11 protein-coding genes are annotated in these 14,158 nt (G+C 67.0%); 1 reads left to right on the top strand and 10 read right to left on the bottom strand.

The window, feature by feature from the left end:
• Positions 1-166: 166 nt before the first annotated feature.
• The 4 genes from QE360_RS15470 to QE360_RS15455 form a co-directional block, all read right to left on the bottom strand.
• Entirely contained in the window at positions 167-1,102 is a 936-nt protein-coding gene (locus QE360_RS15470; protein ID WP_309702938.1) for a TauD/TfdA family dioxygenase, read from the bottom strand.
• Between the two features lie 13 nt (positions 1,103-1,115).
• Entirely contained in the window at positions 1,116-2,534 is a 1,419-nt protein-coding gene (locus QE360_RS15465; RefSeq protein WP_309702936.1) for an MFS transporter, read from the bottom strand.
• A gap of 11 nt (positions 2,535-2,545) precedes the next feature.
• Complete coding sequence (locus QE360_RS15460) at positions 2,546-4,987, bottom strand: TonB-dependent receptor (protein ID WP_309702934.1); 2,442 nt, start codon at positions 4,985-4,987, stop codon at positions 2,546-2,548.
• 346 nt (positions 4,988-5,333) lie between these two features.
• Positions 5,334-5,705, bottom strand: coding sequence for an energy transducer TonB (locus QE360_RS15455; RefSeq protein WP_309702932.1), 372 nt, complete (start codon positions 5,703-5,705; stop codon positions 5,334-5,336).
• A 46-nt stretch (positions 5,706-5,751) separates the two neighbouring features.
• Between QE360_RS15455 and QE360_RS15450 the strand changes: the two genes are divergently transcribed.
• Positions 5,752-6,054 (top strand): hypothetical protein, encoded by a 303-nt coding sequence (locus QE360_RS15450; RefSeq protein WP_309702929.1) that lies wholly within the window; start codon positions 5,752-5,754, stop codon positions 6,052-6,054.
• Positions 6,055-6,075: 21 nt separating this feature from the next.
• Here the strand turns inward: QE360_RS15450 and QE360_RS15445 are convergent, their stop codons facing one another.
• The 6 genes from QE360_RS15445 to QE360_RS15420 form a co-directional block, all read right to left on the bottom strand.
• Entirely contained in the window at positions 6,076-7,548 is a 1,473-nt protein-coding gene (locus QE360_RS15445; protein WP_309702926.1) for a surface lipoprotein assembly modifier, read from the bottom strand.
• 58 nt (positions 7,549-7,606) lie between these two features.
• Positions 7,607-8,377, bottom strand: coding sequence for a Slam-dependent surface lipoprotein (locus tag QE360_RS15440; RefSeq protein ID WP_309702924.1), 771 nt, complete (start codon positions 8,375-8,377; stop codon positions 7,607-7,609).
• 113 nt (positions 8,378-8,490) lie between these two features.
• Complete coding sequence (locus tag QE360_RS15435) at positions 8,491-11,574, bottom strand: TonB-dependent receptor domain-containing protein (protein WP_309702922.1); 3,084 nt, start codon at positions 11,572-11,574, stop codon at positions 8,491-8,493.
• A 98-nt stretch (positions 11,575-11,672) separates the two neighbouring features.
• Positions 11,673-12,620 carry a FecR domain-containing protein gene (locus tag QE360_RS15430; RefSeq protein WP_309702920.1) on the bottom strand — a complete coding sequence of 316 codons (948 nt, stop codon included), beginning with the start codon at positions 12,618-12,620 and terminating at the stop codon, positions 11,673-11,675.
• 65 nt (positions 12,621-12,685) lie between these two features.
• On the bottom strand, positions 12,686-13,201 hold the full coding sequence (locus QE360_RS15425; protein WP_309702919.1) for a sigma-70 family RNA polymerase sigma factor: 516 nt from the start codon (positions 13,199-13,201) through the stop codon (positions 12,686-12,688).
• Between the two features lie 242 nt (positions 13,202-13,443).
• Positions 13,444-14,025, bottom strand: coding sequence for an FKBP-type peptidyl-prolyl cis-trans isomerase (locus QE360_RS15420; protein ID WP_309702918.1), 582 nt, complete (start codon positions 14,023-14,025; stop codon positions 13,444-13,446).
• Between the last annotated feature and the right edge of the window lie 133 nt (positions 14,026-14,158).

Genomic DNA, 14,158 nt, shown 5'->3' with positions numbered 1-14,158 from the left:
CTCGATGCTCGGATGTCCGGCACCTGTGCACCATGCGCGTCGCGGAGACAATATATCATGAAAAATCGGTCATGCAGCGCGACCTACGCGCGCGCGGCCGTGCCATCGGTAACGGCGGGCAAACAGCCGCCGGCATCCCGTGTCGCGGGGATGCCGGCGGAAAGGATCACTCGGCGGCTTCGAGCAGTCGCTCGGGCTTCAGCGCGCGGCTGGAGCCGCCGTCGACCGCGACCGGCACCGATCCGGCGATCGTCGCGCGGCGCAGGTGGCGCTTCTGCCTGCCGAAATCCGCGATCGCGCGGTGCTGGGTCGCGCGATTGTCCCAGATCGCCACATCGCCCGGCTGCCAGCGCCATCGGACGGTGTTTTCCGGTTTGGTGATCTGATCCTGAAGGATCTGGAACACCCGGTTGGAGTCGTCACGGCTCAGCCCGACGAAGCTCTTGACGAAATTGCCCAGCAGCAGCGCCTTCTCGCCCGTCACCGGATGGACGTGCACCACCGGATGTTCGGTCTCATAGACGGTGGAGGCGAATATCTCGCGGTGGCGGCGGATCGCCTCCGAAGATGCCTCGGGGCTGGCGGTGGCATAGTCATAGGCATTGGTGTGGACCGCGCGCAGGTCGTGGACCAGGGCCTTGAGCGGGGCGGACAGACCTTCATAGGCCGCGACGGCATTCGCCCAGAGCGTGTCGCCGCCCGCCGGCGGTATCACCAGCGCGCGCAGGATCGACGCGGCGGGGAAGGCGGGCAGGAAGGTGATGTCGGTATGCCATTGCGACGCCGCCTCGCCCTCGCGCGAGTTGAGTTCGAGCAGGAAGCGCGATCCTTCCGCCACCGGGACGGTCGGATGCGCCAGCGGTTCGCCGAGCCGGGCGGCAAAGGCCTCGTGCGCCTCGTCGTCCAGCTGGGTCTGGCCGCGGAAGAAGATCACCTTGTGGCGGCCGAGCGCCCGCTTGATCGCATCGATGGTCAGATCGTCCAGGTCGCCGGACAGGGCGACGCCCCGGATTTCCGCGCCGATCCGCCCGGCGACGGGGACGATGTCGAGTGGGCTCTGCGCGTCGGCGGCGTTATCGAACTGGTGTTGGATCACGGTCATGTCACACACTCCTTCAGGCTTCGACGGGAACGGAGGCCGCGCGGGTGTCGAGCGCGCGGCGGATCGCGGCGTGGCGGGTCTGGTCGAGCGGAAAGTGCCAGATCAGCGCAGCCGAGATGATGTGCGCGGCGGCGGGGCCGAGCGCGAAGACGTATTTCAGGGCCTCCAGCGCGGCGGGCGCGCTATGCCCTCCGGGCCGGAAACCCACCCAGGCGAGGAGCGGGAGCGCGAGGCCGATGCCGATCGCGGGACCCGCCTTGGATGCCAGGCTGAAGACGGAGAAGAACAGGCCGGTGCGATTGTGCCCCGTCGCCAGTTCATGGGCATCGGCGACGTCCGCGACCATCGCGCGCAGCATCAGGTTGCCCGAGCCCTGGGTCAGCCCCTGCGCCACCGCCAGCACGACCAGCAGCCACAGCGTGTCAGGAAAGACCGCAAGCAGGCCGATATTGATCGCCGCCTGCACCAGCTCGCCCGTGATCGCCGTCTCGCGCTTGCCCAGCCGCCGCCCGATCGCCAGCCAGAGGGGCCCGGCGACGACGCCGAAGACGAATTGCAGCAGGTACAGGCCGCTCGCCCATTGCGCCAGGCCCATATAGCTGATGCAGAAGAAGGCGATCAGCCCGGCGCGGATCGACTGTCCCGCGGTCACCGCCAGGTCGGAGGCGAGCACGCGCAGGAGCAGCCGGTCGCGAAAGACGATCGTGGCCGTCCGCCAGAATCCGATGCGGTGATGCGACTGGCTCGGCAGCGCAGGCTCAGGCAGCGCGGACAGGGTCAGGAGGAGCGTGGGCAACAGCGTCGCCAGGACGAAGGCGCCCGATACATGGAGCTTCACGTTCGGCGCAGCCGGGCTTCCCCGATCCATCAGCGTCGGCAGGACCAGGATCAGCAACAGGCCGATCGACCGCAGCACCTGTTGATAGGTCATGATGCGGGTGCGCTCGTGATAGTCGCCCGACACCTCGCCAGCCCAGGCCCAGGACGGCACCTCGATCATGGTCCATCCGATGGTGTACACGAACAGCGTCGCCGCCAGATAGAGTGGCCCGGGAGCCGTCGGCGGAAAGAAGAGGGCGATGGACGCCAGCCCGAACAAAAGCCCGCCGCCCGCGATCCAGGGTTTGCGGCGACCGAAACGGGTACGGCTGCGGTCGCTCAGGGCACCGACGATCGGATCGGTGGCGACGCTCCAAAGGCGGACCAGGAACAGGATGACCCCGAGCGCCGCCAAGGGAATGCCGTAGTGACTGGCATAGATTTGCGGGACGAAGAGGGCGATTGCCAACTCCGCCCCCCAGGCCGGAACCTCCAGCGATCCGAAGGCGCTCGGCCGTGCCGCGCCGTAACGCTGACCCGGTGCGGCAAGGGGTGGCGCCGGTCGGGACGCGGGGTGATCGCGTTCGATTGCGGGCAGGGGAATGCTGGCCATCGCCGTCTCCGTCAGAAACGGACCTTGAGCGTCGCGCCATAGGTGCCCGGATCGCCCAGAATGGCGGAGACGAGCCCGTAATTGACGACGTTCAAGGTCTGGAAATAGTCTTTGTCGAACAGGTTGCGCGCCCAGACCGACAGGTCGTAGCGGCCGTCCTCGCCCAGCCGGACCCCGGCGCGCGCATTGACCAGACCATAGCCGGGGACCAACCCGTATCGGCTGTTGCTGGCGACGGTGTAATAGGAGGAACGGTACGACCAGTCGCCGTGCAGATAGGCCTCCGCACCCCCGCCGATCGGACGGGTGACGTCGCCGCCGACCGAGGCCGCCCATTTCGGCACGCCCGCCAGCCGCTGGCCGGTGAAGTCGCGCGCGGGCGAGCCGCCGGGATTGGCGGCGGTCGGGTTGAGCGCCTCCACCGGGGTCGGGCCGTTGGGATAGTCGCGATAGGTGGCGTCGGTATAGGCGATCGAGCCGGTCAGGCTCAGCCAGTCGGCCGGGCGCACCGCCAGATCGCCCTCGAACCCGCGCGAGCGGACCTTGGGGATATTGGCGATATAGTTGATATAGGTGTTGGTGCCGATCACCTGCTGGACGATCGTCGTCTGATAATCGGTAACATTGGTCTGATAGGCGGCGAGGTTCAGCGTCGCGCGCCGGTCGAGAAACTGGGACTTCAGCCCGACCTCGAAATTGTCGACCGTCTCGGTCCTGACGATGGGATCGACGCCGCTGGGCAGATTGGTGAGGTTCAGCCCCGGCGACTTCGCCCCGCGCGAATAGGTGGCATAGACCAGCACGTCCTCGCCCGGCTTCCAGCCCAGCGTCGCCAGTCCCGAGACGCTGTCGTCGTCGGTGTCGACCGAAAAGGCCTGGTTCGGGACCAGCGCGTTGCGGATCGCGGCGACGCGCGCAATCTGCGCCGCGGTCAGCCCGGTGGTCGGCTGCGCGAAGAGGCGATCATTGGCATAGCTGCCCCATTTCTCCTCATGGGTGTAGCGAAGGCCGCCGGTCAGGCTGAGCGCGGGGCTGATGTGCCAGGTCGCCTGGCCGAAGACCGCGCCGCTCTTGGTATGCGGATCGGACCGGTAGGCGGACAGCAGGCCGTTGGTGGCGATGCTCGCGACCGTCTGATCGTCGGTCGGAAAGAGCGCGAGCGCGGCATCCGACCCGAATTCGGTGCGGCCATAGCCGCGCACCACCTGCTGGAAATAATAGACGCCCAGCACCCAGTCGACCGCGTGCGAGCCGGTCGAGGCGAGCCGCAATTCCTGGCTGAACTGGCGCTGGAAATTGAGGATATGCCCCTGCGTGTTGATCGACAGCGCGGTCAGGTCGCCGTCGTTGCGCGGAAACCAGTTCCATTGCCGGGCCGCGGTGATCGACGTCAGCGCGGCGCCGCCCAGATCGTAATCGACCTGCCCCGACACGCCCCAGGTGTCCATATTGGCCTGGAACGGCGAATTGGCATCGGTCCGCCTGGCAAAGGGATCAAGCGGCAGCGGCGTGTAATTGGGGAAGCGCGCCAGCCGCTGTTCGAAGCTGTTCGCGATCGCCCTGCCATTGTCATAGGTCGCGAAGGTCCGCACCGGCAGGTTGATGCAGCACGACTGGTTCTGCTGCCCCCAGTCGCCGATGATGCGGATGGTCAGCGCCGGGGCCGGGGTCAGCAGCAACTGGCCGCGCACCGTCGCATTCTCATAATCATGGATGCGGCGGCGTGTGGTCGTGTCGTAGAGGAAACCGTCGCGCGTGGTATAGGCGGCGCTCAGGCGAAAGGCGGCCAGGCCGTCGATCAACGGGCCGGTGACCGAGCCGCGCAACTGCCGATAGTCGTAATTGCCGATATCGGCCTGGCCATCGGCATGCCACTGGAATTGCGGCAGGCGGCTGGAGATGTTGATCGCGCCGGCGGTGGTGTTCTTGCCGAACAGCGTGCCCTGCGGCCCGCGCAGCACCTCGACCCGGTCGAGATCGACGAGATCGAACTGGCTCTGCCCGACGCGTCCGTAATAGACATTGTCGATATAGACGCCGACGCCATTCTCCAGACCGTCATTGGTCAGCGCGACATTGGAGCCCAGCCCGCGTATATTGATGTTGGTATTGCGCGGGTTGAAGCTGAAAACCTGAAGCGATGGCACCAGTTGCTGAACCTGGTCGAGCCGGTAATCGCCGCGAAGGCCGAGCTGCTCGGCACCGACGACGCTGAGCGCGATCGGCACGTCCTGGGCCCGCTCCTCGCGCCGCCGGGCGGTGACGACGACGTCGCCGGACCCATCGGGCGCGGCTTCGGGCTCGGCATTCTCGGTCGGCCCGCTTGCGGGCACGGCATGGCTGGCGAGAACGACTTGCGCTCCGGCACTGGACGGCATCAAGGCCGTGGCGGCCAGCAACAGGCAGCGGCGCTTCAACACGAGCGTCATCGCCGCCGGAAATCCCCTTTTCATGGATTGGCTTTCTTATGGTTCTGGCAATGGGACCAAGGTGCGGGCCATCGGCCGCCGACGCACGGATGGCGTCGAACCCTTGCCGGTCCCGATCATGGTTCAGAGGTTAGAGGCGGGCGCGACTGGCCCGCAGCACAGGCGGATCGTGACAGCGGTTCGAGGTCATGGACGGCTCCTCACCGGGCGCCACTCGGCGCCACGGGTCAAAGCCTATCAAATTGATGGGAGTTTCGAGAAAAGCATATATTGCCGGTCAGCTAGGCGAGCTATCCGGTTCCATGAGACAGGTTATGACGATCGCGGCGGCCCCGGATCCTCCACCGCTGGGTGAAAACGGCGGGAAGGCTCAGCGCCGAAGCGCGAAATCGATCGGCACTTCGACGGTCACGGGATCGCCGGGAATGCCATCCTCGACGGGCGGCACGGGGGAGGCGCGGCGGGCCGTCGCGCACGCTTCCTGATCGAGCAGCGGAAAGCCGCTGCCGTGGATCAGCTCGACCGCCGTCACCTCGCCGGAACGGCGCAGCGTGATCGCGATGCGAGCCACGCCCTGCTGCCGCGCCGCCTCGGCTTGGCGGGGATAGTGTCGGTAGCGCTTGAGATGGCCGAGGAGCCTGGCGCGCCAGTCGGCGGCGGCGCTGGCCGATGACGTCGGGCTGGCGGGTGTGGCCGGGGCGGATGCCGGGGGCATGGCGGGGCCTGCCACTGGGGTCGCCATCCCCGTTGCCTGAGGCTGGAAAGCGGGGGCAGGCGGCGAGGCGGGCATGGCGCGCGCAGGAGAGATTGGGGCAGGAGAGATCGGGGCGGTCGGCGTCGGGGCACTCGTATCGGTCGTCGCGAGCGGCGGCGGGGACTTTGCCGGCGACCGGGGCGGGGAGGGGGAGGCGCTCGGCTCCACGACCGGCGCGAGCGGAATGGACTGGGCCAGGAACACCGCCGTCTGTCCGGCATCGACCGAGGGGATCGGCGGTGCGATCCACCGAATGCTGAACAGCAGCGCGCTGACCGTCATGCCGACCAAGAGCGTCGCCGTGCCGAATGCCCGCGCCTGGACGGGCTGGCGGTAGCCGCTTCGGTCTCGTCCGCCGCTAAAAGCCATGTTCCAGCCTGATGCTCGCGGCGGTGCGGCGGAAGGAATAGAGCCAGTCGACATTGCTCTTCACCCGATTGTGCTGAAGGAGGATATTCGGGGTCAGCCCGGCGAGGCGCAGCCCGGGCAGGCGTAGCACCGCGGTCAGGTTCGTCTCGCGGTCATGACGCACCGCGCCCAGCAGATCGCTATAGCCCCGATGATCCCGCTGGCGGACGGAGCCGATCAGCGTCAGGTCCGCCCAATCCGAAAAGCCATGCGCCACACCCATCCGTGCACCGACATGGCGATAGGCATTGGCACGGGCGGCGGCCTGCTTGTCGCCGCCCTCCACCCCGCCGAACAGCGTCCATCCGCCGCGAAGCGACAGCCAGAAGGTGGCATTGGCCTCGGTCAAGGCGCCATCCAGATCGTTATGGCCACCGTGGTAATCGAACTGCCGCCGCGCCAGCTCGACACGGATCGCGGTGCTGGGCGACGGACTGACCATCGCCTCGGCGCGAAGCCCCGGCGCGGCGAAGAGCAGGCGATGGCCGAACCCCGCAAGGTCGAAGGTCGGCGACAGGGTCAGGCTATACCGGGCGGTCTGATGGTCATAGCCGATCTGCGCGCTCAGCGTCGCCTGGTCGTAGGCGCCATGGCCCGGCCAGATGTCGCCATAGAGGAAGGCGCGGGCGAGCAACCCACCATGTCCGGCAAGCGGTATCCGGCGGCTGGCATTGCCCTCGACATTGACGCCGACCGAGGCGATCGCCGGTGGCAGGGTCCGGTCGATCAGGCAGCGGCCGTCCTGCCCGATCAGCAGGCAGGTCTGGCTGGCCGAGGTCTGGTTCAAGTTGCTGCTGTAACCCGGCCCCATCGCGATCATCCCCTGCCAGCCGCGTCGGCGGTCCAGCACCGAGAGAAAGGTGTCGACCGAGCGACGGACCCCGGCGGCCCGCTCGCCCTGATCGGCGAGCTCGGCCCGGATGTCGCGGAACAGCGTGCGGGCTTCGCGGTCCTTGCGGTTCTCGAACAGGACGCGACCGAGTTCGAGCCTCCCGGGCAGGAAGTCGGGCTGGATCGCCAGCAGCGCGCGATAGGCCCGTTCGGCTTCGCCCAGCCGCCCTTCACTGCGCGCCAGTCCGCCCCGCGCCCAGGCGACGAGCATCGGATCGGGATTGGCGAGCGCCAGATAAGCGGGCAGGAAGCGCCGCACATCGGACCATTGCCTGCGCGCAACCGACAGGTACAGCGCGCGGCCCAGATCGTCGGGATTGTTGGCGACGCTGTAGGTCTGACCATCGATGGTGATGCTGGTCGGCCGATCGCTCGCGTCGATGGCCGCGCGTTCGCGGGCGGTGGGGCGGCGGTCGATGCCGGGGTCGAGGCGAAGGCGATCGTCTTCGCTGCGCGCGGTCTGGGCATGGACGGCGCCCGACGACAGGAACGCCGACAGCGAGAGAAACCCGAGAAGGACGATATGGCGCATAGGAGCTTGGCGAAGCCGGGGTTCCCGCAAGGGAGAGACAGGAACCCCGACCCTTGCGTCAGTTCTTCGTGCCGCCGAAGGCGGCGTCATGCTGGCGCGCGCCGTCGAACTTGACGGTCCCGGCCAGAGCCGCCGCATCGGCGCCGAAGAAGCGACCGCTCACCGCGCCGCCCGACGCAACCGTTGTGCCCGACTGGGTCGCCACGCCTCCATTGCCGGAGAAGCTGGCCCCAATGATCCGCGCCGTGCCGATATCGACCCCCGCGCCGGTCGACGCGTTGGACAGGCTGCCGCGCAGCGTACCCGACGTGCCCGAGCCGAAATTGGCGGTCAGGGTGCCGGTCAGCGCGCCCTTGTTGGCATAGTCGCCGATCCCCTTGACCGTGTAGGTCGCGGTGCCGCTGGTCGGGACGGTCGTGCCGCTGGTGTTGCCGACATAATAGACGGTGTGATCCCCCGCCGAGGCATTGCCCGTCTGCGACCATTCGCCGAACCACAGGTCCGCCGAGCCGACACGGGCAAAGCGGAAATCGCCATAGCTGCTATGATCCTGGGTGCTGCTCGTCGCCATGTTCAGATGACGCACCCCGTTCAGATCGGGCACGGCATAGAGGCTGAGCCCCTGAAAATCGACGCGCCGTCCATTGGTACTCGGCACGCCGATCCCGGCCCGGCCCGCGACATGGGGGCCGCCGTTCACATCGCTGACACCCACGGTCACCTTATTGATATCGCTCGATCCCCCGGCGAATTGCGCCTGGGCCGCGCCGCTGGCCAGGACGGTGGCGAGGCCGGCGAGAAGGATGGTCTTCATCTGGATGGAGGTCATGCTATTGCTCCTGCGGTTGTGTGCGCCCGATCGCTTCGGGCGCATCGATCCGGCCCCGCCGCTCGTCCGGCTTTCAGGAAGGACGAGGGCGGCGGGGTCGAATGGCGGGATCGTCAAAAGCGGCCCGTCAGGCTCAACCGGACGGTGCGCCCCGGTGCGGGCATCAGCGAACGGGTCAGCGGGTCGGCATAATAACGATCGTTGAGGTTGGTCCCGACCAGCTCGGCCGAGAAACGTTTGTTCAGATTGTAGCGGACATAGGCGTCGGCGGTGACGATCGCGCCCCAGCTGAACGGCACGTTGAGCGAATAAACGTCGATCTGCTGCGCGCGCGGCAGGTTCGCGATCTTTTCGAAGAAGGGATTGTTGTAGCGGCTGTAATAGGTCAGCCGCCCGCCCAGTTCGAGCCGCTTGTCGAAAAAGCGCCCTCCCATCGTCCAGTTGACCGATTGCTCCGGCGTCGCCTGGGTCAGCAGGAAACCGTCGGGAAAGCCATATTTCACGCAGTTGGGAACGCTGCCATTCTTCTTGTCGGCAAGCGCGGCGGCGCTTTCGTCGCACACCTGGTTGGTGGTCATGAAGGCTGCGCCCAGCTGCGTATAGAAGCCGCCGGTATCGATCCGCGCCTCGGCCTCGATGCCCGCGATCGTCTGTTCCTGGATGTTGCTGAATTGGAGGTTGGTGGACCGTTCGACCACGTTGGAGATATGGTTGCGATAGAAGGTCAGCTTGATGTCCGCGCGTTGATCCTCGCGGTTGAGGTGCAACAGGCTGCGCAGGTCGCGGACCAGGCCGACCTCGTATAATTTGGCGTGCTCCGGCTGAAGTTGCGCGAGCGGGTTGAACGATGCGGAGAAGCCCAGCGTGCTCTCGAACATGCTCGGGAAGCGCCACGTCTCGATATAGCGGGCATAGGCGCGGGTCTGTTCGTCGGCATAGACGGTGGCGGACAGGCTGGGGGCCCAGCGGTGATCCGACCGGCGCGGCGCGGTGATCGGAACGACCTCGACGATACTCTGCAGACGGCACGTCCCGTCATTGCCCGCGATCTGGCCGATCGCACCGTTGAGACAGGGATTGCCGTTCCGGGCATAGCGTCCCTGGGCATCGGGGCTCCAGGTCGGCCCCTGCTCCTCGAACGCGACCTCATAGGGATTGGCGAGATATTCGGGCAGCAGCTGGGCGATCAGCGCGTCGACCTCCTTGGGATCAACATCGGTCAACAGGCTGCGCCAGTAGCGCTTGGCGAAATCGGCGCCGGTGCCCTTTACGTTGAAGAACGAATTATAGCCGCGATAGGCGACCGATTGCAGGTTCGCATTGCCCTTGGCGATCTGGCTCCGCGCGAAATCGTCCACCGCCCAGTAACCGGCATAGCTGACCCCCGCGTTCAGCTTCAGGAAGCTGGCGGGCCGCCATTCGCCGTCCAGCCGGACGAGGAACTCCTCGCGCCGTCCCGCACGCGGGAATTGCCGCCAGCCCTGGAAGCGCGCGGCGTCGTACACGTCCCGCGACGCCAGTTTCTCATGCTGCCAATTGCCGCTCAGCGTCAGGTCGAAGGTCGACCCCAACCGGACCGTGTTGGCCGCGTTGACGCCATAGCGGTTGTTGATCGCATTGGCGCGGGCATTGTCGACCAGGATCGGCTGGGCGAACGTCGCGAAATTGGGCATGCCGCCGGAATTATAGGTGTCGCTGGTCGTGTCGGTGGCCCAGAGATTGGCCTTCAGGTCGATCCAGCGGCTCTCCGGCTGCCACTTATATTCGGCATTATAAGCGCGGGCATGCACCTTGCTGAGCGGCCATTGCGCATTGCCGGTGTCGATCAGGATGCGCGACGGCATGATCTCGCCATATCGCGTCACGCTGTCGCGCAGGCTGACCAGCAGATACTGGTCGTCGGCGATGTGCCAAGTCGCCTTGAGCAGCACGGACTCCAGATCGCTGGAGGTGTTGGGCACCTCATCGCCCGGCGCGAAGCCCAGCGCCATGCGGCGGATCCGGTTGAGATTGCTGGAGGGGAGTTGCGTCTGCCGGTAATAATCCGGATCGCTCGTCCCGGAGAAGTAGTTGCCCCGCTCGCGATAGGCATAGGCCCCGAACAGGTCGAGCCCCTCGATCCGCAGCGCCGCCGCGACCCGCACGGCGCGGTCCCCCAGCGAGAAGAAGTGATTGTCATCGCGGGTGCGCGGCACGATCAGCAGCGAGGGGTCGCGCAGCGCGAAGCTGGGCGAGTTTTGCGGGAAGCCGGGCACGGTGCGATAGTCGCGCCCGGTCAGCAGCGTCGGCAGGCGCGGGTCGGTCGCGTTATTGCCGCCCTCCAGCCGCACGTCGAGGCCGAAGGTCCGGCCCGGACGCAGCACGTCGTCCGCGTCCAGCGTGTTGATGACGACCGTACCGCCGGTCGAGCTTCGGATATTGCCCCGATCGGTCGGCCCGCGCAGCACCTGAAGCCCGGAGATCAGGCTGGGATCGACATAGGCCCGGTTGCTCGCGCCGTTATAGCCACGCCAGACGGTCAGCGCCTGTTCGGTCCCATCGATCACGACGGGCACGCGGCCGGGCCCCTGGATACCGCGAATGCTGGGGTCGAGCGCGCCGCTGTTGCGCGCATCGCCGCTCAGGACATTGACCATGCCGCTCAGCAGGTCGGAGGTGGTGACGCCCTTATAGCGTTCGATCTCCGCCCGGTCCTTGTAGCCGCTGGAGAAATCGGCGTCGAAGACCGCGTCATGGCCACGCTCGGCCCGCGTCGCCGCGACATTGCGTGGGGCATCGTCTCCCTCGACACGCAGGGCGTCGGTGATCACCGGGGCCTGCGTGCCGCCTGAAGACCGCACCGAGCGCCGCCGGAGCGTCAGCACCCCGTTCGACAGCTGCCAGTCGAGTTCGGTCCCGGCGAGCAGATGGTCCAGGGCCCGGGCGCGGTCCATGCGGCCCGACGCCCCGCGTGACCGCAGCCCGGCGAGCAGGCCCGCATCGACGCTCAACTGCACCTGCGCCTGCTGGGCGAACAGCGCCAGCGCGTCGGCCAGCGGCTGTGCGGGGATGGCAAGGCTGATTTCGTCCGGCCGACCCTGAGCCGCCAGCGGTGCGGCCATGACCCCCATCGTCGAGGCCGTCAGCATCAAGCCGATGCCCAGCCGCTTCCATCGAAAACCGATCCGTCCGCTCTTCACATAGTCCCCCATCGTCATACGGCATAAATGCTAATGCGTATTGTTTGCATTCATGAGTTGGACGTTTGGGCGGCTCGGATTTTCGGAGGGTTTCAAAATTTTTTTGGATTCGCCGTTCAGTCGGCGCGGACGATGGTGATCCACGGCGTGATCCGGGTGATGGACAGTCCGTGAGCCTGGCGCATCGCGGCGAGGGCGCGGTCGGAATGGCGCAGATCGTAAACGCCGGTCACATGGCGCGCCATGCCGGGGCCGCGGGCGATCAGCCATCCCTTATGCCATGGCCGCAACGCCGCGATCGCCGCCGCCAGGGGGCGATCGATCATGATGAGCCTTCCCGTCGCCCAGGCGGCGACGCGGGAGGGCGGCATCTCGCCCCGATGCCGGGTGCGCGATGCGCAGTCGAGGTCTTCGGTCTGGCCAGGACGCAAGGGAAGGGGATCCTCCCAGCCCCCGGCACAGGATACGCCGACGGCTCCCTCGCGAACGGCGATATGCGTCGTGGCGTCTTCCATGGCGACCTCGAACGCGGTTCCCAGATCCGTGGCGACCGCATCGCCCGCGACGACCCGGAACGGATGGTCGTCATCATGGCGAACCTGAAAATAGGCGCTTCCGCGCAACAGGCGTGCATGGCGGGCGCCGTCGAACGTCATGGCGCTGCGGGGGGCCAGGGTGACGCGGCTGCCGTCGGCGAGCGTCATCGTCCGGACCTCGCCGGTTCGCGTCGTCGTTGCCGCTGCCGGGATCGGCAGAAGGTCGCGACCGAGGAAAAGGGCGGTAAGGCTAGCGGCCAGCGCGAACGGGGCCAGGATGGTCCGGCCTGCGCGTCGCCATCGCCTATCGCTTGCAGGGGCAACCCTCACCACGCCGCCCGATGATGGAAGCTGCCGGATCAGGGCGCTGACATGGTTGAGCTGACTCCACGCGGCATCATGCGCCGGGGTCTGGCGCCAGAGCCGAAACCGGTCGTGCAAGGCGGCATCATCCGGTCGCTCCTGCAACCGGATCATCCATTCCAGCGCCTCGCGCTGGTGACATGTCTCGCCCTCGTCCTTGCTCACAATGGCTTCAGCCTCTTCCTTCTCTCCGAGGACGAACGGAGCCGCCATTTTTTCGCCCCGGCGGACTAATTCGTCGCTGGGTGAAGCGCGCGGCGACAGCGCGCCACACCCTCGATGACCAGCGAATGGGCCGTCGTGATCGACACGCCCAGTTCGGCGGCAATCTCGCGCAACGGTACCCCCGACAGGCGATGCATCTCCACCGCCCGGCGCATGGGCGGGGACATCCGGCGCAGTTCGGCGGCGACGATGGCGAGTTGCTGGGCGGCGATCGCGGCCTGCTCCGCATCGGCCGCCGCAGCCGCGACCCGGTCGCTTTCGCCGTCGAGATCCGGCGGCATGATCCGTTCCTGTCGTCGCCGCTGACGATAGGCATCGATCGCCAGATTTCGGACCACGCGTCGGATATAGCCGATGGGTTCGCCAACCGGCCGCTCCGGACCCCGCTGCGCCAGTTTCAGCCATGCCTCCTGCACGACATCCTCTGCGGCATCGGGGTCGCCTGTCACACGCGAGGCCTCTGCGATCAGCCGTCGCCGCTGGTCGGCGAACAGCGTGGCCAGTGGCGGCAGGACTGTCATGGCGCGGGCCATGCCACCAGCCCGAAGGCGGCATATGCTGCCGGAGCGACACGCACGGCAGACCGCGCCACAGACGACAGTCGCTCGTTCCTTCGCATGCCCGTCGCTCCCGCCAGCCCTGGCCCGGAACCATCGGTGCCGTATCTGGCCGTCCGAGCCCGTTGCCAAATTAGCTAATGCGAGTCAATCGCATATGATGACATTGGCTGCCCCGAGCGCGCAGGCTCCTCGATATGTCGTACTCAGGGTTGCGGCGTCGCGGGCTTCTCAGAAGCCGCCGCAGCACGGCGGAGTTCGGCGATCTCGGCGGCGGTCTTGAAGTCCAGCATTTCGACCTGGAAGACCAGATCCGCATTGGCCGGGATAGGGCCGGAGGCCTGCGCGCCATAACCTAGGGCGGCCGGAATGCAGAGGCGCAGGATGCCGCCCCGACCGACCATTTGCAGTCCTTGCGAGAAGCCGGGAATGACTTCGCCCACCGGCATGACCGACTGCATCGCCTGGTCGAACACCACGCCCGTCGCGGCCAGATAGCCGACATAGTTGACCAGCGCGGTCGCGTCCGCACCGGGCATCGCACCCGTGCCAGGACGCAAGACCGTATAGCTCAGCCCGGACGGCGTCCGCGAGGTGCAGGCACGCTGGGCGGGCGGTACGATGGGATTCAGCGGAAGGGGGATGATGCCGCCATTTGCCGTCGCCGGGGGCGAAGAAGGCCGCGTCTTCACGCCCTGCGCGGTCGCGCCTGCGGAGAATGGCATCGTCAGGGTGGGAAGGGTGATCGCGATGGCGAAGCGGCGCAGCGCGCGGCGGGGAATGGTCATAGCGCATGCCCTAGTCGGGCTTTGGCCGGCAGATCAAGCGGCTGGGCCACGCCGCGCCGCTATTGCTTTTATCATCATTACACATGAACATTGTCACACTAATGAAAAACCTCGGTCATAGGGCGGCCTTCTT

Source organism: Sphingomonas sp. SORGH_AS_0789, from assembly GCF_031453055.1.
Classification (GTDB): Bacteria; Pseudomonadota; Alphaproteobacteria; order Sphingomonadales; family Sphingomonadaceae; genus Sphingomonas.
This window is presented reverse-complemented; position numbering and strand designations above follow the sequence as displayed.